This window comes from Lolliginicoccus lacisalsi (assembly GCF_014841105.1).
In the GTDB taxonomy this organism is placed as follows: Bacteria; Actinomycetota; Actinomycetes; order Mycobacteriales; family Mycobacteriaceae; genus Lolliginicoccus; species Lolliginicoccus lacisalsi.
In genome coordinates, this window is record NZ_JACYWE010000008.1 from 68218 (window position 1) to 93541 (window position 25324).

General features: G+C 69.2%; 25 protein-coding genes. 6 read left to right on the forward strand and 19 right to left on the reverse strand.

The annotated features are described in order from the left end of the window. Nucleotides 1-3: 3 nt before the first annotated feature. Together HT102_RS13115 and HT102_RS13120 are read right to left on the reverse strand one after the other, a co-directional pair. The gene (locus tag HT102_RS13115; RefSeq protein WP_192039890.1) at nt 4-912 is read right to left on the reverse strand and encodes a ribonuclease Z; all 909 of its coding nucleotides are present in this window, start codon (nt 910-912) and stop codon (nt 4-6) included. Between the two features lie 8 nt (nt 913-920). Next, nucleotides 921-2210, reverse strand: coding sequence for an adenylosuccinate synthase (locus HT102_RS13120; protein ID WP_192039891.1), 1290 nt, complete (start codon nt 2208-2210; stop codon nt 921-923). Between the two features lie 89 nt (nt 2211-2299). Here HT102_RS13120 and HT102_RS13125 point away from each other — a divergent pair, with 89 nt between their 5' ends. Continuing rightward, on the forward strand, nt 2300-2980 hold the full coding sequence (locus HT102_RS13125) for a hypothetical protein (protein ID WP_225443656.1): 681 nt from the start codon (nt 2300-2302) through the stop codon (nt 2978-2980). A gap of 31 nt (nt 2981-3011) precedes the next feature. Here the strand turns inward: HT102_RS13125 and HT102_RS13130 are convergent, their stop codons facing one another. From HT102_RS13130 to HT102_RS13140, 4 genes are all read right to left on the reverse strand, one after another. Beyond that, nucleotides 3012-3929, reverse strand: a complete 918-nt coding sequence (locus HT102_RS13130) for a cation diffusion facilitator family transporter (protein ID WP_192039892.1) — start codon at nt 3927-3929, stop codon at nt 3012-3014. A gap of 355 nt (nt 3930-4284) precedes the next feature. Further along, complete coding sequence (locus HT102_RS13135) at nt 4285-5352, reverse strand: FUSC family protein (protein WP_225443674.1); 1068 nt, start codon at nt 5350-5352, stop codon at nt 4285-4287. Nucleotides 5353-5446: 94 nt separating this feature from the next. Further along, entirely contained in the window at nt 5447-5863 is a 417-nt protein-coding gene (locus HT102_RS16020) for a DUF3151 domain-containing protein (RefSeq protein ID WP_225443657.1), read from the reverse strand. 46 nt (nt 5864-5909) lie between these two features. Further along, nucleotides 5910-7913, reverse strand: a complete 2004-nt coding sequence (locus HT102_RS13140) for a CocE/NonD family hydrolase (RefSeq protein ID WP_333473441.1) — start codon at nt 7911-7913, stop codon at nt 5910-5912. A 95-nt stretch (nt 7914-8008) separates the two neighbouring features. On the opposite strand from HT102_RS13140, the gene HT102_RS13145 reads away from it, so the two are divergent. Beyond that, nucleotides 8009-8683, forward strand: a complete 675-nt coding sequence (locus tag HT102_RS13145; RefSeq protein WP_192039894.1) for a TetR/AcrR family transcriptional regulator — start codon at nt 8009-8011, stop codon at nt 8681-8683. A 146-nt stretch (nt 8684-8829) separates the two neighbouring features. Here HT102_RS13145 and HT102_RS13150 read toward each other — a convergent pair whose 3' ends face one another. Then, nucleotides 8830-9438 carry a TetR family transcriptional regulator gene (locus HT102_RS13150; protein WP_192039895.1) on the reverse strand — a complete coding sequence of 203 codons (609 nt, stop codon included), beginning with the start codon at nt 9436-9438 and terminating at the stop codon, nt 8830-8832. Between the two features lie 94 nt (nt 9439-9532). On the opposite strand from HT102_RS13150, the gene HT102_RS13155 reads away from it, so the two are divergent. Both HT102_RS13155 and HT102_RS13160 read left to right on the forward strand, forming a co-directional pair. Beyond that, on the forward strand, nt 9533-9727 hold the full coding sequence (locus tag HT102_RS13155; RefSeq protein WP_192039896.1) for a hypothetical protein: 195 nt from the start codon (nt 9533-9535) through the stop codon (nt 9725-9727). After that, nucleotides 9724-10551, forward strand: a complete 828-nt coding sequence (locus tag HT102_RS13160) for an SDR family oxidoreductase (protein WP_192039897.1) — start codon at nt 9724-9726, stop codon at nt 10549-10551. The genes HT102_RS13155 and HT102_RS13160 overlap by 4 nt, the downstream gene beginning before the upstream one ends. A 219-nt stretch (nt 10552-10770) precedes the next feature. On the opposite strand, the gene fbaA is transcribed toward HT102_RS13160, so the two are convergent. From fbaA to HT102_RS13175, 3 genes are all read right to left on the reverse strand, one after another. Next, a complete protein-coding gene (gene fbaA / locus HT102_RS13165) occupies nt 10771-11805 on the reverse strand; it encodes a class II fructose-bisphosphate aldolase (RefSeq protein ID WP_192039898.1) in 1035 nt (344 codons plus the stop codon). A 115-nt stretch (nt 11806-11920) separates the two neighbouring features. Then, a complete protein-coding gene (locus tag HT102_RS13170; protein ID WP_192039899.1) occupies nt 11921-13018 on the reverse strand; it encodes a glycoside hydrolase family 76 protein in 1098 nt (365 codons plus the stop codon). 42 nt (nt 13019-13060) lie between these two features. Beyond that, nucleotides 13061-13750: a TrmH family RNA methyltransferase gene (locus tag HT102_RS13175; RefSeq protein ID WP_192039976.1), complete on the reverse strand. Its 690-nt coding sequence runs from the start codon at nt 13748-13750 to the stop codon at nt 13061-13063. A gap of 253 nt (nt 13751-14003) precedes the next feature. Between HT102_RS13175 and HT102_RS13180 the strand changes: the two genes are divergently transcribed. Continuing rightward, on the forward strand, nt 14004-14483 hold the full coding sequence (locus tag HT102_RS13180) for an alpha-isopropylmalate synthase regulatory domain-containing protein (RefSeq protein WP_192039900.1): 480 nt from the start codon (nt 14004-14006) through the stop codon (nt 14481-14483). A gap of 21 nt (nt 14484-14504) precedes the next feature. Here HT102_RS13180 and HT102_RS13185 read toward each other — a convergent pair whose 3' ends face one another. Continuing rightward, on the reverse strand, nt 14505-15917 hold the full coding sequence (locus HT102_RS13185) for an HAD-IB family hydrolase (RefSeq protein WP_192039901.1): 1413 nt from the start codon (nt 15915-15917) through the stop codon (nt 14505-14507). Between the two features lies 1 nt (nt 15918). Next, nucleotides 15919-18342 carry a glycerol-3-phosphate 1-O-acyltransferase gene (locus HT102_RS13190; RefSeq protein ID WP_192039902.1) on the reverse strand — a complete coding sequence of 808 codons (2424 nt, stop codon included), beginning with the start codon at nt 18340-18342 and terminating at the stop codon, nt 15919-15921. Between the two features lie 46 nt (nt 18343-18388). On the opposite strand from HT102_RS13190, the gene HT102_RS13195 reads away from it, so the two are divergent. Then, nucleotides 18389-19684, forward strand: a complete 1296-nt coding sequence (locus HT102_RS13195; RefSeq protein ID WP_333473443.1) for a YibE/F family protein — start codon at nt 18389-18391, stop codon at nt 19682-19684. Nucleotides 19685-20009: 325 nt separating this feature from the next. Here the strand turns inward: HT102_RS13195 and HT102_RS13200 are convergent, their stop codons facing one another. From HT102_RS13200 to HT102_RS13230, 7 genes are all read right to left on the reverse strand, one after another. Next, nucleotides 20010-20606 carry a vitamin K epoxide reductase family protein gene (locus tag HT102_RS13200; RefSeq protein ID WP_192039904.1) on the reverse strand — a complete coding sequence of 199 codons (597 nt, stop codon included), beginning with the start codon at nt 20604-20606 and terminating at the stop codon, nt 20010-20012. Further along, a complete protein-coding gene (locus HT102_RS13205; RefSeq protein ID WP_192039905.1) occupies nt 20590-21330 on the reverse strand; it encodes a DsbA family protein in 741 nt (246 codons plus the stop codon). The genes HT102_RS13200 and HT102_RS13205 overlap by 17 nt, the downstream gene beginning before the upstream one ends. 54 nt (nt 21331-21384) lie before the next feature. Then, nucleotides 21385-22608: a Dyp-type peroxidase gene (locus HT102_RS13210; RefSeq protein ID WP_192039906.1), complete on the reverse strand. Its 1224-nt coding sequence runs from the start codon at nt 22606-22608 to the stop codon at nt 21385-21387. Beyond that, complete coding sequence (locus HT102_RS13215) at nt 22598-23128, reverse strand: copper chaperone PCu(A)C (protein WP_192039907.1); 531 nt, start codon at nt 23126-23128, stop codon at nt 22598-22600. The genes HT102_RS13210 and HT102_RS13215 overlap by 11 nt, the downstream gene beginning before the upstream one ends. 152 nt (nt 23129-23280) lie before the next feature. Then, nucleotides 23281-23856, reverse strand: a complete 576-nt coding sequence (locus tag HT102_RS13220) for a hypothetical protein (protein WP_192039908.1) — start codon at nt 23854-23856, stop codon at nt 23281-23283. Between the two features lie 77 nt (nt 23857-23933). Then, nucleotides 23934-24428, reverse strand: a complete 495-nt coding sequence (locus HT102_RS13225) for a MarR family winged helix-turn-helix transcriptional regulator (protein WP_333473444.1) — start codon at nt 24426-24428, stop codon at nt 23934-23936. Nucleotides 24429-24433: 5 nt separating this feature from the next. Continuing rightward, nucleotides 24434-25264, reverse strand: coding sequence for a crotonase/enoyl-CoA hydratase family protein (locus tag HT102_RS13230; RefSeq protein WP_225443658.1), 831 nt, complete (start codon nt 25262-25264; stop codon nt 24434-24436). Nucleotides 25265-25324 lie beyond the last annotated feature (60 nt).

The window sequence follows — 25324 nt, forward strand, 5'->3', positions numbered from 1 at the left end:
CGACTACAGCGGGATGACATCGAGATCGCGCGCGATGTGGATCGGCCCGGTGAACTCGCCGCGCGCCTCGTCCTCGAAGGCCTGCATGCCTCCGAGCCCATAGCGCTGGGAAAAATGCGTGAGCACGAGCCTGCCCGCCCCCGCGAGCGAGGCGATGCGGCCTGCCTGCCGCGCGGTGAGATGCCGGTAGCGCGCCGCGATGTGCTCCTCGGCGGACAGGAACGTCGCCTCGATGACCAGGGTGTCCGCTCCCGAGGCGAGGGCGATGGCGTTATCGCACCAGCCGGTATCCATCACGAACGCGAGCGACGCTCCCCGGCTCGGGGTGGAGAAGTCCCCGAGCTCGATGGTTCGCCCGGAATCGAGCCGGAGATGCCCCTGCTGCTTGAGCTGACCAACCCGAGGCCCGGTCACGCCGATCGCGGCGAGTTCGTCGGCATGCATGTGCACGCCATCGGGATCCGCGAGCCGATAGCCGTAGACAGGGACGCTGTGCAGCAGCGGCAGCGCCGTCATCCGCGGCTGCCCGAACGCGGGCGGCTCCGCGCCCTCGAGCGCGTGCGGCCGGATCACGTCGGTGGGGTGGAACTCGCTCGCCCACCGCAGCCGTTGGTAGTACTGCTCTCCCGCGGCCGGATAGGCCACGGTCACCTCGTGCGGCACACCATCGCGCGCGATTCGCTGGACGATGCCCGGCAGGCCGAGGCAATGGTCACCGTGGAAGTGCGTGATGCACACCTGGTTGATGTCGTGCGCGGAGATCCCCGCGCAGGACATCTGCCGCTGGCTGCCCTCGCCGGGATCGAAGAGGATGCCGGAGCTGCCCCAGCGCAGGAAGTACCCGTTGTGATTGCGCTGGCGCGTGGGGACAGCACTGGCCGTCCCGAGGATCACGAGCTCCCGCGGGGACAATGCCCTGCTCAGGCGAGGATGTCGCGGCGCACGATGGTCTGGTCGCGGCCCGGCCCCACCCCGATGCAGGAGATGTGCGCGCCGGAGAGCTCCTCGAGCCGCAGCACATAGTCGCGGGCAGTCTTCGGCAGGTCCTCGAACGTGCGGGCCTCCGAGATGTCCTCCCACCAGCCAGGCATCTCCTCGTACACCGGCATCGCGTGATGGATGTCGGTCTGCGTCATCGGCATGTCATCGATGCGCTTGCCGTCGATCTCGTACCCCACGCAGATCGGCACGGTCTCGAGGCCCGAGAGCACATCGAGCTTGGTGAGGAAGTAGTCCGTGATGCCGTTGACGCGGGTGGCGTAGCGGGCGATGACGGCGTCGAACCATCCGCAGCGTCGGGCGCGGCCGGTGGTCACCCCTACCTCGCCCCCCTGCTTCGCGAGGTAGGCGCCCTGCTCGTCGAACAGCTCCGTGGGGAACGGGCCCGAGCCGACGCGCGTCGTATAGGCCTTGAGGATGCCCAGGACGACCGTGATCCTCGTCGGCCCCACGCCGGAGCCCACCGAAGCGCCCCCGGCGGTCGGGTTGGAGGAGGTGACGAACGGATACGTGCCGTGATCGACATCGAGCATGGTGCCCTGCGAGCCCTCGAGTAGCACGACCTCGTCGCGGTCGAGAGCGTTGCCGAGCATCAGGCCAGTATCGGCGATGCGATGCTTGAACCCCTCGGCCTGCTCGAGCACGCCGTCGACGATCTGATCGGCGTCGAGCGCGCGACGGTTGTAGATCTTGGTGAGGATCTGGTTCTTCACCTCCAGCGCGGCCTCGACCTTGCGGCGCAGGATGCTCTCGTCGAGCACGTCCTGGGCCCGCACGCCCACGCGCGCGATCTTGTCCTGGTAGCACGGCCCGATGCCGCGACCGGTGGTGCCGATCTTGCGGTTGCCGAGGAATCGCTCGGTCACCTTGTCGATGGCAACGTGGTAGGGCATCAGCAAGTGCGCATCAGCCGAGATCAGCAGCCGTGACGTATCAACGCTGCGATCCTCGAGGCCGGAGAGCTCATCGAGCAGCACCGCCGGATCCACCACGACGCCGTTGCCGATGACGTTGGTGACCTCGGGGGTGAGGATCCCTGACGGAATGAGGTGCAGGGCGAAGTGATCCCCGTTGGGCAGGACAACCGTGTGTCCCGCGTTGTTGCCTCCCTGGTAGCGGACCACCCAGTGGACCCGTCCGCCGAGCAGGTCCGTTGCTTTGCCCTTACCCTCGTCGCCCCATTGGGCACCGATCAGGACGATTGCCGGCATTCCCTCACTCCTGTGTTGTGGTTCTGGCCGCGGGCGTGGCCACGCTGCATGGCAACGAGGCGATAAAGTCAGGATTCGCACGCAACCAGATGACCACCTTATCCCAGGAGACCGAGATGACCACCGTTGTCCTCACACTCCACGGCTCCACGGTCCCCGCGCCGCTGCGCCAGCTCCCTGGGATCACGCTGCCGGGCCCCACGGCCCGCAGCGAGATCGACAGTGCCACAGAGCATGCGCGGCGCGTGATCGTCGTCGGCGATGACGCCTTGCTCGCGGCCGTGGTCACGCGGTTGATGCGCAAGGACCGGCTCCACGTGGATGTCGCGCTCGTGCCGACCGGGGCCTCCCGCGCCGCCCGAAACTACCGGCTGCCCACCGGAAGGATGGCGACCCGGCTAGCCCTCGAAGGCTCCGCGCAGCCATTCCCGCTGGTCCGGGATGACACGGGCACGGCGCTGGTGGGATCCGCGGTCATGCGGGCCCCGGCGGGCGAGGAGCTGTTCGGCGAGGCTTACGTGGACGATGACCGGCTCTTCCGGGGGCCCGCGCGCGGCATCGAGATCAGGCCCTCGCGCCGGCTGCCCGGCGTGCGGGCCACTACGCTCGGCCGACTCCCTCGTCGGCGTTGGCTCGAGGGGCGGGCCATCCAGACCGGCGCCCGCGAGATCGCGCTCACCCGTGATGGCGTGGACCATCCGCGCGTGATCACCCGCTCCACGTTCTACCGCCACACCGAGAACTGGCGCCTGGTGTGCGTGCGCGATTGAGGGGGTCACCACGTGACGGTGTGGTCCTGCGTCACCACGTGACGGTGTGGTCGCAGTGGCGCTTCTCCTCCGGGGAGTCGATCTGGATGGTGGCGTGATCGAGGCCGTGCGCGGCGAGGGCATTCTTCGCTAGGCGCAGCACTTCCTGGTTGTCCGCGCTCGTGGTCAGGTGGACCGTGACGACATCCATGCCCGTGGTCAGGCTCCAGATGTGCAGGTCATGCACGTCCTCCACTCCGGGGATGGCGGAGAGATCCGCATCGACCTGGGCCACATCGACTTCGGCGGGCGAGGCCTGGGTGAGGATGCGCAGTGCCTGACCGGCGAGCTTGAGCGCGCGGGGGACGATCCAGAGCGAGATGAGGACACCGGCGACCGCATCGGCCCGGTTCCAGCCGAACGCCAGGGTGAGCACGCCGGCGATAAGCACGCCCACGCTGCTCACGGCGTCCGCGAGGACTTCCATGTAGGCGCCCTTCATCGCGAGGGACTCGCGGGAGCCGCTGCGGATGATGAGCAGCACCACGATGTTCGCGGCGAGGCCGGCGAGGGCGACGAGGATCATCGGGAGACCCGGGACCTCGGGCGGCGCGCTCAGGCGCTCGATGGCCTCGATGAGGATGTAGGCGGAGATGCCAAGCAGCAACGTGGCATTGATGATCGCGGTGAGCACTTCGGCGCGGTGCCAGCCGAAGGTGCGGCGGGGGTTGCGGCTGCCGCGGTGGGCGAGGATGAGCGCGGTGACGCCCATGAGGAGCGCGATGACGTCGGTGGCCATGTGGCCGGCGTCAGCGAGGAGCGCGAGCGAGCCGATGAGGATGCCGACCACGACCTCGAGGATGAGGAACGCGACGATGATGGCGAGCCCGATGAGCATCCGGTTGATGCGTGCCCGAGTGGGCTTCTCGCCTGGTTCGATACCGTGCCCGTGGCCGTGTCCCGCGCCCATGGTGCCTCCTCCGGGTTCGCGCTGGTTTCGCTCGACGCCCCAAGTATGCACACATACGCATATATTGTTCAATAGGTTGGTGATGGCGGCCACGCGCGATGAGCCGCTGGCGCCCGATTGGCGGTTGCGCCCGCGTGGCCTCGGCCGGACCTCTGCCGGGGCTCGGCGCGGGCTCGGCGTGGGCTCGGCGCGGGCTCGGCGATTTGCCACCCTTGGCGCACTTCGACCACCCTTCGCTAGCAGCAGCCACCCAAATAGGGGTGGCAGGCTCGCGCAAGGGTGGCATCTACGCAGCTTCCATGGCAGCTATGCGAGTAAGGAGCCGAGGCCAAGGCACCGCGCCAGCTTGTCCGTCCTAGTCCTCGTCCTCCGGCGGCACCGCGGGATGCTCCACCGTCGGCGGCAGCGTCGCCAGGGCCGACACCCGCTGCAATCCGCTCACCTGGAACAGGTCCACCAGGATCGAGCGCACCTGCGCCAGCACCCCCCCCGAGGACAATCCCCGCCCCGACACCAGCTCGAAACGGGCCCGCCTAGCCACGGTCCGCAGGCGGCGCGCGGCCTCCGCCTCATCGGGATGCTCCCCCGGAGCCGCCAGCACCATCTGCCGCACCACGCCGGCAGCCATGGCGAGCTCCCGCACCAGATCAACCATCGCCGGATCGAGCCGCTCGCCGTCGAGCACCAGCGTCAGCGCGCGCCGCGCCAGCACCCGGGTATTGCGCACCGCCGCATCGATGGGGTCGGCCGTCGCGGCAAGCCTGTCGAGCCGGGACCGGGACCCCCAGTACACCGGCGCCAGCCTGCTGATGTCGTGCCCGCCCTTGAGATCCGACCGGAGCTGATCGATGCCGGGCTGCGTCGCCCGGGCCCGCCGCAGCGCCTCCTCGATCACGCTGGCATCGCCTGTCTCGAGGCCGCGGGCCACCTGCCGCAGCACGGCCACCACCTCCGCGAGTATCGCTCCCGCGTCCCGCCGGGCCCGCCGCACAGGATGCGTCGGCAGGATCGCCACGACGAGCACCCCCACGGCCCCGCCGATGAGGGCGTCGATCACCCGGCTCAGGCCCGCGTCGTCACCGGGCGGCAGCAAGGTGGCCACCAGGACGCCCGAGGTCGCGGCCTGCATCGTGATCACCGGGCCACCATCGACGAGCACGGCCACGGCCATGGCGAGCCCCACGACCATCGCGATCTGCCAGGGCCCGGTGCCAATCACCCCGATCAGCAACGAGCCGACACCAATGCCCACCGAGACCCCGGCGAGCAGCTCGAACACGCGCCGCACCCGAGTGGCCAGCGTCAGCCCGAGGGACACGACCGCCGCGATGGGCGCGAAGAACGGCTGCGGATTGCCCACCACGTCCTTGGCGATCCACCACGACAGGCCCGCGGCGGTGGCGCACTGGATGATCGGGATCATCGAGAGCACCAGCCGTCGCACCGGGTCGCGGATAGGCTGCGGCAGCCGCGCGGAGAGGTCGTGCGCGAGCTGCCGCAGGAACGCGTCGATGCGCCTAGCCGAGACCAAGTTCTTGCGCCGCGCGAGGATCGCAATCCTCGAGCAGGTCCAGGCAGCGGGCGTTCTCCTCGTCCTCGCCGATGCCCTTCGCGGCACGGGCGAGCGCCCCGACAGCGCGCAGGAAGCCCTGGTTGCCCTCATGGCTCCACGGCACCGGGCCGAAGCCCTTCCAGCCGTGGCGGCGCAACTGGTCGAGACCGCGGTGGTAGCCGGTGCGAGCGAACGCGTAGGCGGTGACGAACTGCTCGTTGTCGAGCGCTCGTTCCGCCAGCGCTGCCCAGGCGATCGATGCGGCCGGGTACCTCGCCGCCACCTGCTCCGGGTCCGCGTGATTGAGCAGCTCTGATTCCGCTTCCTCGTCGCCGGGCAGCCGGACTGGCTGGGGGCCCATGAGATCACCAAAAGACGTCATGCGGCCATGCTAGTCCCGGTGCGCCCCGCGGAAGCGCCCCCGCCCGCTAATCGACGGTGGTGAGCAGCAGCCAGCTCGGTGCGGCGGGGTCGAGCTCGACGTGCTGCGGCTGCAGCCCGGTCGCCGCGAGGCTCGGTAGCAGCGGCAGGTATCGCACGGGGTTCCCGGCAGCGACGGTGACGCGGAGCCGATGGCCGGCCTTGAGCAGCGCATCGGTGTGGCGCAGGTCGATATCGAGCACTGTCCGCTCGCCCGGGTTCACGGGGAGGACGGATTCACGGGTGAGCGGGTGCACCGCATCGAGGTAGTCGCCGTTGGCCGTGGTGCTGCGCGCCTGGTCGATGGCTCGCCGGGAGGCGAGGAGCCCGCCGCTCGTGAGCGTGGTGGAGGTGCCATCCGGCGCTACATCCTGCACGGTGGCATGCCACATGCCCTCCGGCAGGTCGGTCGTGGTGACCAGCCGCAGGTTCATCGGTCCGGACACGCTGGTGGCGGTGCCGAACGGCTCGCTGGTGAAGGTGAGCGCCTCTGTCTCGGCGGTGCGGTTGTCGCGGGTGCATTGCGCACCGAGGATCGCGCGGAGGCCCGCTGTGCCGAGAGCGGCATCGCGTGAGCAGGCGTTCTGCACGCCGGGGCCGATGCTGAGCCGGGCGGGGCCCGTGGGCTTCTCACCGAGGCTGCCATCGTGCACGGCGTGCGGGGCAGTACCGCTTGCCGCGGCGTCGAGGTAGAGCTTGCGCGGCTGGGAGCCGGGCCGGGGCAGCGCGGTGGTGGTGGTCCAGCCACCTCCCATCTGATCGGAGATGATCGGACCGTAGTTCTCGATCCCGTTGGGCACCCCTCGAACCCATCGGTCGAACCAGGCGCTCTCGAGAGTGTCGAGCGCGGGAGGCTGCCCCGGCCCACCGGTGCGGTAGCCGGGATTGATGTGGAAGTTCTGCCCCATCAAGAGCTTCTTGCGGGCGGCGGGCAACTGGAGCCGCTCGAAGATGCGGGCCTGGCCACGGGAGAAGATGTCATGGTAGGCGCCGACGATGAAAGTCGGCACGGTGATGTTCTCGATGGCAGGGTTGATGCCGGCGTAGAACGGGCCGTCGTGGGCGGCGGGCCCGCTCGCGAGGAAAGCGGCCTCCACGAGCTCGGGGCCCATCACTAGCGGATCCGCGAACCGGTCGGCGAGCCAGACGGGGTCGAACTGCCCGGTGAGCAGAGCGTCGAGGGAGGGAAGGAACTTGAGGCCGTTTACGAGCGCGATCCACAGCGGCATGAAGCCCACTCCCCCGGCGCCGCCGGTCATGACGATGTCATGGGCAAGATCCTCGGCAGGCTCGACCGCGAAGACGGCCTTCAGCGACGGTGGCTGGAGAGCTGCGGCCTGCAGGCTGTTGATGGCGGAGTAGGAGATCCCGGCCATGGCGGTATCGCCGTTGGACCAGTCCTGGTTGCTGGCCCAGTCGAGGATCTCGAGGGTGTCCTGCTGCTCGCGGCCTTGCAGCACCTGCCATGTTCCCTGGGAGTAGCCGGTCCCGCGCACATCCGCGATCACCTGCACATATCCGCTGCGGATCAGGTCGCGGTTGATTCCCAGCAGCCGCGCGCCGCCGCCCGGGATGACCTGGGCGAGCTCATGGAGGCCGTCGAGCGGCTCGCCCCACAGGCTGGCATCGGCGATCACGGAATCGAGCAGGGGGCGCAGCTCGGGGTGCTCGGCGACAGCGTCGACGAGGGTATCGACGAGGCGCGTGTAAGGGGGGAGATTGAGCAGCGTCGGCAGTGGCTCGGCGACCGGGTTGCCCGCGGCGTCGGCGGGGCGGTAGACGGTAGCGCGGAGAATGGTGCCGTCGCTCATGGGGATCTCGACGTCCTCGGTAACCGCGATTCCCGGGTGGTCCCGGGTCGCCGCGGCCCACTGCTGCGCGTGCTGGCCACCGTCGACGGGCATGCCTGGCGCGGCGTGGGCGACGCCGCCAGGCATGCCGAGCGGGAGCAGGAGGGTGGCCGCGAGGAGGAGGGCAGCGGTCAGCGCCGCGGGCCGTGGGGTGTGAGGCACAAGGCATTCCTTGGGGAGGATGGCGTGGATCACTTAGGAAGATAGCATCCGCTTTCTTTCTTTGATAGCGAGTTGGTGCAGATACGATCAACTACGTGGCAGCGCGCACCAGCCCCGACGCCGGGCATCCCGACAGTGGGCACCCCGACAGTGGGCACCCCGACAGTGGGCCCACCAAGCCTCGGCGCACCCAGGCCGAGCGCAAGCAAGGCACCATCACCGCCATCCTCGACGCCACCATCGAGGCGATCGCCGAGGTTGGCTACGCGCGCACCACCATCCAGGAGATCGTCACCCGCGCCGGGGTCTCCCAGGGCGCCCTGTTCCGCCACTTCCCTACCAGGCTCGACGTGATCGTGGACGCCGCCGAGGAAGTAGGCGCCCGCCAGGTCCGCGAGTTCCTCCGCATCCTCGAGAGCAGTCCCTCCCCCATCGATGCCGCCACGCTACTCGGCGCGCAGCGCGCCATCGCCCGCGCGCCCTATAGCGCCGTCTGGGACGAGCTGCTCATCAACGCCCGCACCGACGCGCAGCTCCGCGCCCGCGTCAGCCCCACCTTCCACTGCTACACCGAAGCGATCCAGGCAGCCGCCGACTCCCTGCCCGCCCTCGCCCACCTGCATCCCGGCCAGCGCCGCGCCCTGCTCGTGGTCACCCTCTCGCTCTTCGGCGGCGAGGCGCGCTACCGGAACATCCACGCCGACGAGAAGCTCGACCATGAGACCCTCAAGCTCATGCTCGACCTCGCCCAGCACCTCGGCATCGACTAGCGAGGCTGGCTCGGGGCGTGCTGGCCCGGGGCGTGCTGGCGGGCCGCCTCGATACAAAAGCACCGGAAACTGCCAAACGCGATAGAAGCCAACCCGGTTTCCCGGCGGCTTCTATCGCGTTTGCGGAGAGGGAGCCCTGCGACTTCTCATCGCGCCTCGACCAGGGCCAGGAGCTCCCCCCGGACGATCGGCCATTTGTCGGCCGCCACGGAATCCCGCGGTTCCAGCGCGTTGGCGAACGCCACACCTCGCATCGCTGCCAGGACCACGCTGCTGCGCGCCTTCCACCGGCTGGCCGTCATGCCGTCCGGGATGAGCTGGTCAACCGTTGCCGCGATCGCCCTGGAGAGCTCCTTCTCGACGGGAGCCAGCGCGGCATACAAGCCGTCGTCCTCGGCGGCCGCGGCCCACACCTTGATCCACACCACGAACAGATCGCTGTCGAAGATGGCCCAGGCGGCATCGAGGATCTCGGCTGGGCGGCGGGGATCGTCGGCGGGAATGGACCGGACCCGGCGGGCGAGCTCGTCCACGCAGCGGCGCCCGACCTCATCGATCGCGGCGGCAATGAGCGCGGTACGGCCCGCGAACTGATGGGCCAGGGCACCGAGCGAGACCTCGGCGCTCGCTGCGATGTTCCGGGTGGTGGCGTAGCCGTAGCCACCCGTGCGCAGGCAGTGGATGGTCGCGTCGATGAGCCGCGCGCGCATCTCGGCGCTACGTTGCCGCTGGGTACGGCTGCCGGTCGGGGTCACGCGAACACTCTAGCCCTTGCCGATCAGTCGATCGGTAAGCTACGGTGACGGAAAACCGATCAGTCGATCGGAAAAGTCGGCGAGAGGATCCCTCGTGACCCCGTTCGATATCGATCAGATCCAGGCACCATCGCTCATCAATGCCGCTAGCCAGCAGGCCATCCCCACCTCGGCAAGCCCCGGGATCGAGGTAGCGGACCTGCGCGAGAGCCACTCCCTCACCCGGTTTCCGCCGACGGGCAACGCGAGCACGATGAGCAGCGGGCACCAGGTCAGGAGCTTGGCATGAGCGAGCAACACGAGCTAGCGGGAAAGACGATCGTCATGAGCGGCGGGAGCCGTGGCATAGGCCTCGCGATAGGGATCGCTGCGGGACGCCTCGGCGCCAACGTGGTGATGCTCGCCAAGACCGATCAGCCGCACCCGCGCCTGAAGGGCACCGTGCATACCGCGGCGGAGCAGATCCGCGCCGCTGGCGGGCAGGCGCTCGGCGTCGTGGGCGATGTGCGCGACGAGGAATCGGTCAACCATGCCATCGATGAAGCCGTGCGCGCGTTCGGCGGGGTCGATGTCGTGGTCAACAACGCCAGCGCCATCTCCCTGACCGGCACAGAGGCGACCACGCCGAAGCAGTTCGACCTGATGCAATCGATCCAGCAACGGGGCACGTTCCTCCTCACGCGCGCAGCGATCCCGCACCTGAGAAGGTCCAGCAACCCTCACGTGCTCTCGCTGTCGCCGCCCCTGAACCTCTCCCCCCGATGGCTCGGCGCCTTCCCTCCCTACACGGTCGCCAAGTACGGCATGACACTCCTGACCCTCGGCTTCGCGGCCGAGCTCGAGCCGGACGGCATCGCCGCGAACTGCCTCTGGCCGGAGTCAGTCACCGCGACCGCCGCGACCGAGATGCTCATGGGCGACAAGCAGGCCGAGGTGTCGCGAAAGCCCGAGATCATGGCGGACGCAGCCATCCTCATCCTGGGAAGCAGCGCGGCCGAGAACTCAGGGCGCGCATTGATCGATGTCGACGTGCTCGCCGCGCATGGCATCACCGACCTCACCCCGTACGGCCCCGCCGAGGGGGTCGCGCTCGACCTCTACCTCGATAGGTAGCCCTCGACGGCAGGGGCGGCTGCTTCGCCGCGAGACTGCGACGCCGCCGCTCCGACGCTCCGACGCAAAAGCACCGGAAACCGCCAAACGCGATAGAAGCAACGCTGGATTTCCGGCGACTTCTATCGCGTTTGCGGAGGCGGACCAGGCGGAGGCGGACCAGGCGGAGGCGGACCAGGCGCCGGACCGAGGCCTTGAGCCCCAGGTACCGCGAGACCCCTAGGCGCTGATGGACTTGCCCACGGAGTGCAGGTCGGTGCAGGACTCGACGATGCGCTGCGCCATGGCGGCCTCGGCCTGCTTGAGGTAGCTGCGCGGGTCGTAGACCTTCTTGTTGCCGACCTCGCCGTCGATCTTGAGGACGCCGTCGTAGTTCTTGAAGAAGTGGTCGGCGACGGGCCTGGTGAAGGCGTACTGCGTATCGGTGTCGACGTTCATCTTGACGACTCCGTAGTTGAGGGAGTCCTCGATCTCGGACTTGAGCGAGCCGGAGCCGCCGTGGAAGACGAGGTCGAAGGGCTTGGCGTCGCCGGCGAGCCCGAGCTTGCGGGCGGCGACCTCCTGGCCTTCCTTGAGCACCTCGGGGCGCAGCTTGACGTTGCCGGGCTTGTACACGCCGTGCACATTGCCGAACGTCGCGGCGAGCATGTAGCGGCCCTTCTCGCCGCCGCCGAGCGCGTCGATGGTCATCTCGAAGTCTGCCGCAGAGGTGTAGAGCTTGTCGTTGATCTCGTTCTCCACGCCGTCCTCCTCGCCGCCGACGACGCCGATCTCGACCTCGAGGATGATCTTGGCGGCCTTGGACAATCCGAGCAGCTCCTCCGCGATGCGCAGGTTCTCCTCGATCGGGATCGCCGAGCCGTCCCACATGTGGGACTGGAACAGCGGATTGCGGCCCGCGTTGACGCGCTCCTCCGAGAGGGCGAGCAGCGGCCGGACAAAGCCATCGAGCTTGTCCTTCGGGCAGTGGTCGGTGTGCAGCGCGATGGTGACGTCGTACTTGGCGGCGACGATGTGGGCGAACTCGGCGAGCGCAGTGGCCCCCGTGACCATGTCCTTGACGGTCTGGCCGGAGGCGAACTCGGATCCCCCGGTGGAGAACTGGATGATGCCGTCGCTGCCGGCTTCGGCGAATCCCCTGATGGCCGCGTTGATCGTTTCCGACGAGGTGCAGTTGATCGCGGGGAACGCGTAGGCACCAGCCTTCGCGCGGTCAAGCATTTCGGCATATGCCTCGGGGGTGGCGATTGGCATCAGGGCCCTCCAAATCAGGTTCGATCGCGGACAGTCGCTATTATCGCGCGCTTCCAGTATGGCAACCCGCGGCCGGTGCGGTCGCGCGCGCCACGACCATCCTGGCAGCGCGGGGCTATTCGCATACAGCCGCCGCCTCGAGCAGCATCCAGCCGGACAGCTGCACGGAGAGATCCCGCTCGGGCACGGCGGACGCGCGCACGGCCCCATCACGCTTCTTCGAGGGCGTGCTGCGCGCATCGGGATAGGTTGCGGGCACGGCCCAGTTCGCGCCGAACAGGGGCCCCGCGGGCGCGTCGAGATGATTGCGCCACGCCGCCTCGGCCGAGCGAAGGACGATGCCCCGGGCGAGCCGACGGGCCTGCTGGTTGGCCTCGCTGGTCAGCGGCAGCCGCGTGGCGACAAACGCCAGGTAGCGAGCAAGGATGCCCGGGAACAGCCCGCCGTCCCCTCCACCGGAGGTCTTGATGACTCCGCGCGGCGCGAGATGCTGGGACACGGCCGCGACGAGCTCACGGACACGCTCGGAATGGCGGGGATCGCCGGCCCGCAGGGCGAGCTCCGTCTCGGCGCCGAGCACCACTCCCTGGCAGTAGGTGTAGATGTTGGTGACGAAGCGGCCATCGCCGCGCACCCCGTCATAGATAAGGCCGCGGTCGGGGTCGCGGAGTCGGGCGTGGACCCAGTCCATGGTCTCCTCGGCCCGGTTGATCTTGCCGAGCCGCGCGAGGAGGATCGCGGCGGGCCCGTTGGCCGGGGTGTTGAAGAAGTCGTCCTCCTTGCGCCACGGGATGCCGCCCCCGGATTCGTGATCCCACGCCTCGTGCAGCTCGTCAGCGAGAGCGTCGATCGCGGCGGTCTCGCGTGACACGCCGTCGAGCCGGCCGGCCCGCTCGAGGGCGAGGCCCAGCCAGGCCATGTCGTCGTAGTAGTCGTTGGTCCAGCGGCCGACGTTGCGGATCCGATGCGTGCGGGAGCGGGCGCGGATGCGACGCCGCCGGTCCGGCGTGGGCGCGCGCATCGCGGCGTCAACCATGCAATCGAGCAGGTGGGCCTGCCACCAGTAGTGCCAGCGCACGAACATGCGGTCCCGCATGGTGGGCGGCCACGAGATCACGCCCAGGGCGGTCCCGGGCAGCAGCCAGAGCGGCTGGAGATGCCGTCCCACGATGGCATTCTCCGCCTGGTCCGCGCGCCGCGCCCACATGCCCATGCCCCTATCCTGCCCCGTCGCCACGCGGGGCGCGACGCGAAATCACCAGGAGGCGCTGAGATCCGCGTGCTGGCGGATCCAGGCATGCATGGCGATCCCTGCGGCGACCCCGGCATTGATGCTGCGTGTGGAGCCGAACTGCGCGATGGAGACGGTCATCGACGCCGTCGCGCGGGCCTCCTCGCTCACCCCCGGCCCTTCCTGGCCGAACAGCAGCAGGCACCGCCGGGGCAGCTCGGCAGTCTCGAGCGGAACGGACCCGGGCGTGTTGTCCACCGCCACGACGGTCAGCCTTTCCCTCTCGGCGTAGTCAATGACGTGCTGCACGGTGGCGTGGTGATGAATGTGCTGGTAGCGGTCGGTGACCATCGCGCCTCGTCGGTTCCAGCGGCGCCGGCCAACGATGTGCACGGCCGCGGCCGCGAACGCATTGGCAGTGCGCACGACGGTGCCGATGTTGGAGTCGTTGGCGAAGTTCTCGATGGCGACATGCAGCGAATGCCGGCGTGCATCGATGTCCGCGATGATGGCCTCGCGGCGCCAGTAGCGGTAGGCATCGACGACATTGCGGGCGTCGCCATCGCGGAGCAGGTCCGGGTCGTAGTGGTCGCCCGTCGGCAGTGGCAGGCCCCGGGTCGTGGCCCAGGGGCCAACGCCCACGGGGGCACCCCATTCGGTGGGTCCCGGCGCATCCTCGCTGCGATCATGGCCGGTCGCCGACGGTGCGGGCACCGAGGGATCGAGGGCTGATGGATCGGGCACGCCAGGGCCGTGGTTCACGCGATCACGGTGCCAAGTTTGCTCGTGGTTGGCAATCCAGCAAGCCGGTATTGGTTGTCACACCGCGCCAACGCGGGTAGATTTGATCACTATGAAGCGGGTGCGGGCAGTAAGCAGCCGCAGCGGGGCCTAGGTACTGGACGGGCACCTCGCTGCGGGGTGTCGTCGCGCCAGTCCATTCCGCCTCGTTCTAGGAAGCATTTTGATGAACCTCATGCATCGCGAATCCGCGCCATCATCTTCCCACGCCGGACAGATCGACCCGTTCGAGCAGCGCTTCGGCGTGTCGCTCCCCGTCGGCCTGCGTGGCGAGGCCGGATCGATGTCCTGGGACATGTTCGACCAGATCTACTCGCCCCGAAACGGGCACTTCCGGCTCGATCACTTCCGCATCCACCAGATCGGCTCCGGCAAGACCGTGTTCGAGGCAACGATCCGGCAGGACGGCGAGCCGCACACCATGACGGCGATGTCCTCCGGCCCGATCGGCGCGCTCACCGGCATGCTCTACGACCTCGGGTGCAACATCGAGATCCACGGCCTGCACCAGCGCCCCGTCGGCGACCGCACCGCCACCTTCCTGCTCGCCGAGCGCGACGAGCGGCAGGCATGGGGCATGTCCATCGCCGCGGATCCGGTCGAGTCCTCCCTGCGCGCGGTCATCGCCGCCGCGAACCGGCTGTAGGAGCCGGCCTCCCCGCCAGCCCTAGCGGGGCCAGTCCTCCAGGTAGCGCACATACATGTCCCGCACCTCGGCGATGCGGTCACTGAACTCCTCGAGCTTCCAGCCAGACACATCGATGGGCTTCTCGACGATCACGTCCACGGTGCCGCTGCGCAGTACCCGGCCGTGCTTCCACATCAGCTCCCCGGCATTGCGGATGATCACCGGCACGATCGGCACCTCCGCCTGCTGGGCGATATGGAACGCTCCCTTCTTGAACGCGCCGACCCCAGGGGTGAGCGAACGGGTGCCCTCGGGCGCGATGACCACGGAAAGCCCGCCGCGCAGGGTATCGGCGACCGGGCGCAGGGCATCCCTCGCGCTCGCCGAGTCAGCGCGATCGACGAAGACCGCGTCCGCGATGCGCAGCACTCCCCCGAACAGCTTGCTGGTGGCCATCTCCTTCTTGGTGATGCCCGTGAAGCCGCCGCGCAGCACCTTGCTGAGGATCAGCACATCCGCCTGGCTCTGGTGATTGAAGATGAAGACCGCGGGCCGGTGCGACCACACGTTCTCCACCCCAGTGAGATTCACGTGCACGCCCCCGATGCGCAGCGCCACGTCCGCGCTGTTCCCGATGGCCGTATCCACGCCCAGGCGATGATCGCGCTTGATCGCGCCCTTGGCGAGCCCCGCGCCGACGGCACCGAAGAAGCCCCCGTAGCCCACCAGGGTGCGCCCCACCTGCAGCGGGCTGACCGTTCCGCGTGGCGCGAACCGCAGCACCGGCCAGTCCTGTTGCTGCGCGATCCCCGCGAGCGCCCGATCGGGATTGACCGCTACCGGGTGCCCGACCGCGGAGAGCACCTCGATGTCCTCGCTGCCATGCGAGTAGCCGTAGCTCGCCGCGGGGTCGATGCCTTCCCGGTTCGCGAAGTCCCGCACCGCTCGCGCTTTCGCGCGCCGCCACAGCACCGCCCCGTCAACGAGCCCGGTCAGCACCCCGTCGCGCTTCTGCAAGTCCGTGGCCAGAACGAACTGCGCGCCCAGCGCCGTCGCGGCCGCATCGGCGATGAACCTCGGCCCGGAGGTCACGATCACCACCGTGTGCCCCATGTCGCGATGCGCCTGGATCAGCTGCCATGCCTCGGGGAACAACCGGCCCGCCACGTGCCGCTCGAACAGGCGCTTGGCCACGCGCGCGATGTCCTCCTCGGACTTGCCGCGCCAGCTCGGATAGACCGTGGCGACCATGTCCTCGACGAACTGCGGTGCCTTCGACGCTCGCAACGTCTTCATCAGGTCCAGGGAGATATCCCGGTCCTGGTCATCGTCGATGTTCGTCTTGACCTGCATGGGTCGCAGTGGCGAATAGCCCTGCAGGATCGTGCCCGTGAAGTCGAGGAACGCACCGATCTGCGCGCCACCGGGCCCCGATCGGATCTTGGCTGTCATGTCACGAATATCCACCGGGCAAGGCCTTTCTGTTGGAGGGATCGAGCGCCTCCGCGAGCCGGATGCGAGCGACCGCAGTCGCAAGCGTGCCAGCTAGCTCCTGGCGACGCACCCTGATCCCGGCATCATCCTCCCCCACCGCGCCCGGCTCGGCAGCACTGGCATCCTTGGCCCCCTGGATGAGGCCCAGGTTCGTGGCGAGCTTCAGAGCGGTGGCGAACAATTCCGTCGACACCGATTCGGGGCCATGAAGGCGTCCTTGCAGCATCATCTGCTGCCCGACGCGCACGCACTCATCGACGAACGCATCACGGTCATCCAGGCCCGCGTCCGGGCGGGCGGACAATCGCTCGGCGACCACGAGCTGCGCATCGAGGAAGGAGCGCAGCACCCGGTGCGCCATGATGAAGCCCGTCCCCTCCAGCGCGGACGCCAGCTCGTCCACCGCGGGCTGCCGCTCGTTCCACTGCGGGTCGATCAGGGTGATCTCCTCGCGCAGCTCGGCCTCGAAGGTGTCGCGGTCGGGGAAGAAGAACTCGAACTTCAGCAGGTTGCGCAGCACGTTGGCGTACTTCCAGCCCGCGCGGATCGGATCGACGAATCCCGCCTCGGCGGCGTCAAGGATCGCGAGCTCCACGATGGCGCGATTGACGAACCAGTGGATGCCACTGTTGCGGTAGAACGCGGCGACAAGATGCTGCCCGGGCTCGATCGAGTACACCGGCTCCTCGCCGTCGGCGTAGGTGGTGACCACCCCGGCCGTCGTCAGGTCCGCGAGCACCGCGCGCAGGCCGGACGTCGATCGCAGCACCGCCACGTTGCCCGTAGGCACACCACGCCGCGTGATGTAGCGGAGCACGGGCGCGATCGCCGCGGTGATCTCGCCCACCGTGAGGGATCGATCCCGCACACCGAGCAGGGCCAGCGTCACCAGCGCGTTCGCCGTGATCGGAGTGACGCGGTTGATGCCGACCGCCACCTCGAACGCGAGCTTCTGCAGCGCGGCACGCTGCCGTGCCGCCAGATCATCACCACCGGCCGCTTCGTTCACGCTGTCGGTCGCGCCCAGGGGATCGCCCGCGGCCGCGAGCCGCTCCTTCATCGAGAGCGGCTCCCCCAGCCGGATGTACACATTGCCGGCGAGCAGGCGCTGCGCCTTCGCGTACTTCGCCAGCCACGCCAGGCCCTCCGCCTTCTTCTTCCCGCCGCGCTGCTCCTCGGCGATCGCCTCGAGCTCGTGCAGGCGCTCGTACGCGATCGAGACCGGCACGATCATCACGTCGGGGACCCGCCTCGCGCGCAATGCCTCCGCCACGTAGTTAAGCAGCCCGTAGCGCGGCGCCCGAAGCTTCCCGGTGCGCGAGCGACCACCCTCGAAGTACCACTCCAGGTTGAAGCGCTTGGCAAGCAAGTAGGCGAAGTACTCCTCCACGCACGCCTTGTAGATCTCGTCATCACCGAAGCTGCGCCGGATGAACACCGTCCCCGCGCGACGCGCGAGCGAGCCCACCGGCCAGAACGCGAGGTTCGCCCCGCCCATGATGTGATTGCGCGGGAAGTCATTGCGGGCCAGGAAGTCATTGAACACCAGCGCGTCCGCGTAGGAACGATGCGACGGCAGGAACACCAGGGGGAAGCGCTTGTTGAGCGCCCGCAGCCCGTCGAGCTGGCTCGCCCCCGCGTGCACCGACCACGCCGATGAGTGCAACGGGCGCATCGTCTGCGCGAACAAGTCAGTGGCCACCTTGCTCTGCACGGCCACGAGCTCCTTGAGGCAGGAGCGCGCCCGGCGCATCGCCTCCGCCTGCTCGATGCCGTTGTCCCGCGCGAGATCGCGCAACCGTGCCCGGAACCCCACCGAGTCCATGATCTGCTCGATCACCAGGCGCGGCACCTTGTACCGGTCGCCGGTGACCGCCCGCTCGGCCCGCTCGAGCGCCACCACCGCGGAGCGATGGATATAGCGTGCCAGCGAATCAGGGCTCGCATCGCCCACCTCGCGACGATGCCGCTGCCGCAGCGCGCTCAACCGTGCCGGAGCACCCACCACCACCTGGGTCCGCTCCGGGTGATCGCGCACGATCCGTCGCTGCGCGAGCACATTCGGGTTGCGCGGATTGTTCAGCGTCAGCACATCCGCCCAGCGGGCATTGCGGTCGCCATCACGCTCGGGCGGAAGCCACGTCACCCGAACCGGCACCACCAGCGGATCATCGGCCCGCCCCGACAGCGCGCCCGCGATGCGCATCGAATCGAGCAGCAGCCGGGACGGTCGCTCCCCCGCCTCCGCCGCGAACTCATCGGCATGCCCCGCATCGAGCCACTCCGCGATGAGCTCCCGCTCCACCTTCGTCCGGGCATCGGCGAGGAACACCACAGGCCCGGACGACTCTTGCCCCGCTGCCGCTTCATCCACGGCTTTCATTGTGCTTAATCCGTGCCGCGACCGTGGGCGAACTAGGGTGACAACCGTGAACAGCAGCAACCAGCCACGCGGGAGCAAGGAAGGCACCGACCCGTTCGCCGGTGCCGTCGGCCACGGCCATTCGCATGGCCACGATGGTGGCCCCCCGCCGCTCGGGCCGCTCGCCGCCCGCGTCGTCGTCGCCACGCTCATCGCGCTCGGCATGCTGACCGCGATCGGCGCCATCATCCTGTGGCCGGGGCAGCAGAAGTTCGACGTGCCACTGCCACTGCAGAGCGCCGCCGGGGGCGCGGTGAGCACCGAGGCCGGGACCGTGCTCGACACCACCACCGGTGCCTGCGGCTCACCTTCGGCGGGCATGGTGTTCAGCGGTGATCCCCTGCCACCGCCCAACCAGGCATACCAATGCGCCCGCAGCATCGTGCGCATCGATTCTGGCCCCAACGAGGGCAACAACACGCTCCTCGAGCTCGCGCCCGGACCAGGGCAGCCCGACCTCGCCACCGGCGATGAGATCCGCCTCGAGCGGGGCATCGACGTCACCGAGACGACGCGCTACAACTTCTACGACTACGAGCGTGGCCTGCCCCTCGGCTTGTTCGCTCTCGCCTTCGCCCTCACCGTCATCGCCGTTGCCCGCTGGCGCGGCCTGCGCGCGCTGCTCGGCATTGCCGTTGCTTTCCTCGTCCTCGTCTACTTCGTGCTGCCCGCGTTACTCGACGGCAAGCCCGCGGTCCCCGTCGCCATCGTCGGCGGCGCACTGATCCTCTATGCGGCCCTCTACCTCGCCCACGGCGTCAACCTGCGCACGAGTTCCGCGCTGCTCGGCACGCTCGCCTCCCTCCTCATCGCGGCATTCCTGTCCTGGCTGGTCATCGAGACCGCCAGCCTCACCGGCCTGTCCGAGGAGGACAACACCAACATCCAGGTGTATCTCGGGCAAGTGAGCATCAGCGGGCTCCTGCTCGCGGGCTTCATCATTGGCTCGCTCGGCGTGCTCAACGACGTCACCATCACCCAGGCCGCGACCGCGTTCGAGCTCGCCCGCCTCGAGCCGACCGCCACCCGCGCGCAGGTCTTCACCGGCACCATGCGAGTCGGCCGCGACCACATCGCCTCCACCGTCTACACCCTCGTGCTCGCCTACGCCGGTAGCGCCCTGCCGCTCCTGCTGCTGTTCTCCGTCGCGGGCCGGTCCCTCTCGGATGTGATCACCGGCGAGGTCGTCGCGATCGAGCTCTCCCGCTCATTCGTCGGTGGCATCGCCCTCGCGCTGTCCGTTCCGCTCACCAGCGCCATCGCGGTGCTGCTCGCCCGGCCGCCGGGTTATGCCACCAGCTAGCCGCGGATGCGTGCGGATGCGCTGTTTGCGGCGGGGCTCGCATCTGTGCGGTTTTGCACCCAATTTGGCGCTTGGGAGGGTGCAAAACCGCACAGATCCGACGGTCCGACCGCGGAGCGGCGGGTGGCCGAAACGGCGGAGCGGCGGGGTGCCTCCCCGTCCTCCAGCGGCAAAAGCACCGGAAACTGCCAAACGCGATAGAAGCCGACTTGGGATTACGGCGACTTCTATCGCGTTTGCGGCCACGGACCACCCACGGACCGAGGCGGACCACCCACGGACCACCCACGGACCACCGCCGCACCCGCGGGACCACCCGCACCCGCTAGAGCAGCGTCGACCAGTAGTACCAGAACCGCTCGGCGATGAGCGCCAGCACGAGGACGTACCAGATCACCACGATGTGCCAGCGCCAGGGCGCGACGGCCGACGCGAGCCGCCCAGGCGGCCAGGCCCGGCCCACCGCGATGATGGTGAGCGGCAATTGCACTGCCCACACCACCATGCAGTACGGGCACAAGGCATTGATGCTGTACAGGCTCTGGTAGATCAGCCAGTGCACGAACGCCAGCCCCAGCACGGAGCCGGTGGCGAGGCCCGCCCAGTACCAGCGGGGCAGGGCGGCACCGGTGAGGACGACCACGGCCGTGGTGACCACGACAGTGAACGCGACGATCCCGATGAAGGGGTTCGGGAAGCCCAGCACCTGCGCTTGCTCGGTCGTCATGACGGAGCCGCAGGACAGCACCGGGTTGAGGCTGCAGGTGGGGATGTAGTCAGGATCGGCGAGCAGCATCACTCGCTCGACGGCGAGCGCGAATGCCGCCGCGAGCCCGAGCAGCCCCAGCACGAGCAGCGCCCATCCTGCGGCCGCCCGGGTATCGCGGGGAGCACCGCGAGCAATGTCAGCCCCGGGCAGCATCCACGGCCTCGCGCAAGCCCTCGGGGGTGAGGTTCTCCACTGGTTCGCCGTTGATCATCACGGTCGGAGTGCCTTGCACGCCCGCGGCGAGAGCATCGTCGGTGGCCTCGAGGGCATAGCCCTGGTAGGTGGAGTCGGCGATGCACTGCTGCAGCTCTGGCGAGTCCGCGCCCGCCGAGGCTGCCATGCCGGCGATCTCGTCATTGGGCAGGCCCGCGCCGCCTTCCTGCGGTTGCTGGGCGTACATGGCGAGCTGCCAGTCGAGCCACTGGTCGCTGGCGTGCTCGGCGACGCAGAACGCGGCCGACGCGGCGCGGCTGGAGTAGGCCGTGGACGAGAGCCGGTCAAGGATGGCGATGGGGTAGTAGACAACCTGCGCCTCGCCGGACGCGGCGAGATCGCGCAGGACCTCGCCGGAGAGGTCCTCGAACTGCTTGCACACCGGGCACAGGAAGTCCTCGTACACCGCGACCGTGACCTCGGCGTCCTCGGGCCCGAACGCGATGCCCGCGTCGTCGGTGATCGCTTCGCCCTGTGGCTCCACGACCTCGGTGTTGATGGCTGCCTCGGTGTTCTCGTCGGTGCGCTGCGAGATGATGAAGATCACCGCGCCCACGACGAGGACGACGATCAGGGCGGTGATGCCGGTACGCAGCAGTGCCGCGCGGCGCTGGTCCCGTGCTTTCTGCTGGGTGATCAGCCCACGGTTCGGACGGTTGCTCATGATTCTCCTTCTATCCGGCTCAGGCCGTGCCTGGCAAGGAAATGGCGGGTGTGGTCATCGGGATCCCTCGAGCAGCGCGCGTCCGAGGTAGTCGCCGGGCTCGCATCCGGGCGGGATGGCGAACACCGCGGATCCGACCGGGGTGGTCCATTCGTTGAGCACATCGAACTCGGCGATGCGCTGCTGCACGGGCAGGAACTGCTTCGCGATGTCTGCTTGGAAGGTAGCGAAGATCAGCCCGCTGTTGCTGGTCCTGCCTGGTTCGGGCGGGTCGTCGTAGTTGTAGCCGCGCCGCAGGAACACCTCCTCCGGCGCCTGGGCGCGGGCCCTGGCGATGTGGGAGGACGGGGGGATGATGGGGATCCCGAAGCGGTCGGTCGCACCGAAATCGGGGGGATCGTGCTCCCTCGTGCCGGTCAGCGGCGCCCCGGTCCCAAGCGTGCGGCCGATGGACAGCTCCCGGTCGCGCCTCCCGAGCTCGTCCCAGGTGTCGAGATCCATGGCGATGCGCCGCACCACCATCGATGTGCCACCGCGCAGCCACGGGTAGGCCGGGTCGTCGTGCCATAGTGCCTGCTCGAAGCCTGGGTCCTGCGGCTTCGGGTTGTTGGTGCCGTCTATCTGCCCCATGAGGTTGCGCATGGTGTGGCCCTCGGGGTGGGAGCCGCGTGCCTCCCGGAAACCGCGCTGCGTCCAGCGGACCGTCGCTAGGGACCGGACGCTGCGGGCGAGGATCCGCACCGCGTGCGCCACAACGAGGGGATCATCGCTGCACACCTGCAGCAGCAGGTCCCCGCCGCTGTATCGGGGGTCGAGATCGTCGATGGGCAATGGTGGCAGTGGCGCGATCGACGGTGGTCGCTGGTCCGCGACCCCGGCAACCTCGAACACGGCGGGCCCGAGTCCGATCGTGGTGGTCAGGCGCGAGGGCGCGGCGGCGAGCTCGGGCTCGGAGTCCGCCAGCCCCGGCCTGCCCTCGGCGAGGCGGGCGGCATCCTGGGTCCATGCCTTGAGCAGCCCGATGATCAAGCTCCGGTCCAGCCCGGGCTGGAGGTCCAGGGCCACGAAGGTGGCGTGGGCCTGCGGCGGCGTGGTGATCCCGGCCTGGTGGGAGCCATGGAACGGCACGATCTGCTGCCCGTCCGGCAACGTGCTCGCCGCGGACTGCTCCACTAGCGAGCGGCCGCCCCATCCGAGGCCCGCCGCTCCCGCCGCCGCCGCGCTCGAGGCGAGCAGGTGGCGGCGGGAGATGCCGTGCGCGCGAGCGTCAGTGTTCATTGCCCGAGCCCGTGTCGTGCTCCATGCCGGGCTGGTACTCCTCGGTCCCGCCGGCGAAGTCCCGGCCGGTGAAGACGACCTCCTGGCTGGTGCCGTCGGCGAAGCGCAGCGTGATGGGGATGTCCTCGCCTGGATCGATGGGGTCGAGCAGTCCCATCAGCATGAGGTGATCCGCGCCAGGCTCGAGGCGGTAGGTGGTGCCCGGCTCGATCACGAGGCCACCGTCCTTCTCCCGCATCACTGGGGCGCCGTCGGGGGTGACGACCTCGTGGATCTCGGTGGAACCGCTGGCGGCGGACTCGACGCTGGAGAGCCGGACGGCCTGGTCAGTGGTGTTGGCGAGCTGCGCGAAGGCGGGCACCATGCCGTCCTGCGCGGCCCTCACCCAGGCATCGGTGATCGTCACCGAGCTGGCTTGGTCGCTGGGGGCGGGCGAGGGGTCGTTCGAGCATCCTGCTACCAGCACGACGCCGGCGGCGGGCAGGATCGCAAGCATGCGGATTGCACGCGTGGTCTTCATGGGAACACTCCAGGTTCTCGACGGCTCCGCGCGGCCTGGTGCAGGGGAGCCCGGGCAAGCCGGACCAAAGGGGCACGGAGCACGATGGGGGTGCCGCGCGGCGGCATGGGCGCGGCGCGGAACGGGAACCGCCCGGCAGGAACGGTCCCTGGCTACTGGAATGCCAGGGCTGGAGGTCCGCGCGAGGACAGGCCCGCGTCGAGCAGCCGCGGGCGAAGCGGCGGCGGCTCCTGTGCTCGGGCGAGGGCCAGCTCGGGCACCGCGGCGGGAGCAATGAGCGCAAGGAGCGCCATGACCTGCTTGATCAGGTCTGTCACGCAGGCGCATCCGCGCTCGCCGAGCTGGATCAGCGTGGCCGCGACGATGATCGCGACGGCGTGGGCGAGCATCATCGGCAGCGATTCGCCATGGGTGGCGACCGATGCGCCCGCCGCGGGCGCGTGATGCGCCGCCCCATGCTGGTCGAGCGCCAGCGCGAGCACCATGTGGGAAGCGATCTGGCCCGCCGCGAGCATGGGCAGCAAGGAACGATCCGCAGCACGGGGGCTTGGCATGCCCCGCATGCTTGCCGCCGCCGCGCCCGTCGCCGCGCCCACGAGCAGCAGGATCACGAGGCCCGATCCCGCGGGGAGCCCTCCGCCCGCTGCCCCGTGCGCGGCGATGGCGACGGTGATCGTGACCGCGCCGACAGCAGCACCGCGCAGGTGGCGCAGCATCGAGGTCGGCATGGTTCCACGATAGCGGGATGATGCCGGTTGGTGCCCGTCCGCCCTGGTCCGGCCGGCTTGGCACCTGAGCACTCGCCCTAGCGCACGTCCTCGCCGGGCGCGTCGGCGAGCGCGGTGAGCAGCGGAATGAGCTCGCGCACGCGCTCCCGCTCATCATCATCGAGGGAGTCAAGGCGCCGGGCCAGGGCCGAGGCGCGGCTCTCGGCGACCGCGCGCACCGCCGCGAGCCCAAGCTTGGTGATCGTGACCAGCGTGGCACGCCGATCGCCCTCATCGGGAACCCGCTCGACGAGGCCGAGCCCTTGCAGTCCCTTGACGACGGTGGTGGCGGTGGGCTGCGAGCAGGGCACATGCGCGGCGATCTCACCGATCCGCGCGGAACCCACGTCCTTGAGGTGGGTGAGGACCACGAGCTGCGTGGACGAGTAGCCCCGGTTCGAGGAGGCGCGCCGGAGGCTGCGGACGAGGCGATGCACGGCGATGACCAACTCAAGGACATCGCTGGCCGCTTCGCCGGTGTCCCCGCTGGCGGCAGCCCCGGGTTCCGCCCGTCCGGCAGCGTCGATGGCCACGGCGGTCAGTAGAGCTTCCGCGGCCGGTACTCGGGCTGCTGTCCCTTCATGCGTGCCTTGCGGGCGATCTTGCTGTTCTCGCCCGCAAGCAGACGCAACTGGGTGCGGCGCTCCGCGGCGAAGGCACGCTCGGGCGAGCCGGACCAGGCGGCGTTGAAGATCTTCTTGGCGCCCGCCACGGCATCCGGCGACTGGTTGACGAGAATGTCCGCGAGCTGCTGGGCCGCCGCGGCCGGATCGTCGTGCACCTCGGTGACCAGTCCAAGCTCCCCTGCTTCCGCGCCGGAGAGCGTCTTGCCCGTCATCGTGAGCAGCTTGGCGACGTCGATGCCGACGAGCTCGCGAAGCGTCGCGGTGCCCGTCATGTCGGGGATGATGCCCCACTTCGCCTCGAGGACCGACAGCTCCGCGTCGGGCGCGGCGAAACGGAAATCGGCCGCGAGCGCGAGCTGCAGGCCCCCGCCGTAGCAATGCCCGTGAATGGCAGCGATCACTGGCACCGGCAGCTCACGCCAGGCCCAGCAGGCGCGCTGGAACGTGTTGGTCCCCCGGCCCGGCAGCGGCACGAACGACGGCACCGGCACGAAGTACTTGGCGATGCGCTTGGGCTCCTTGGTCGCGGACGGGAAGTCCAGCCCGGCGCAGAAGGAGCCGCCCTCGCCCGTGAGGATGACCGCGCGCACGGAGCGGTCCTCCTTGATCTTGCCGGCCACTTCCACGAGCTCGGCGAGCATGTCGAGGGTGAGTCCGTTGAGCTTGTCGGGCCGGGCCAGCGCGACATGCGCCACCGGGCCCTCGATGCGGTACGTGATGCTGGTCTGCGCCATTTTTCCCATGCTAGCCGAGCAGGCCTGGCCCCGCTGACACCGGACACCGGGCGGTGAGCTGCCAGCACG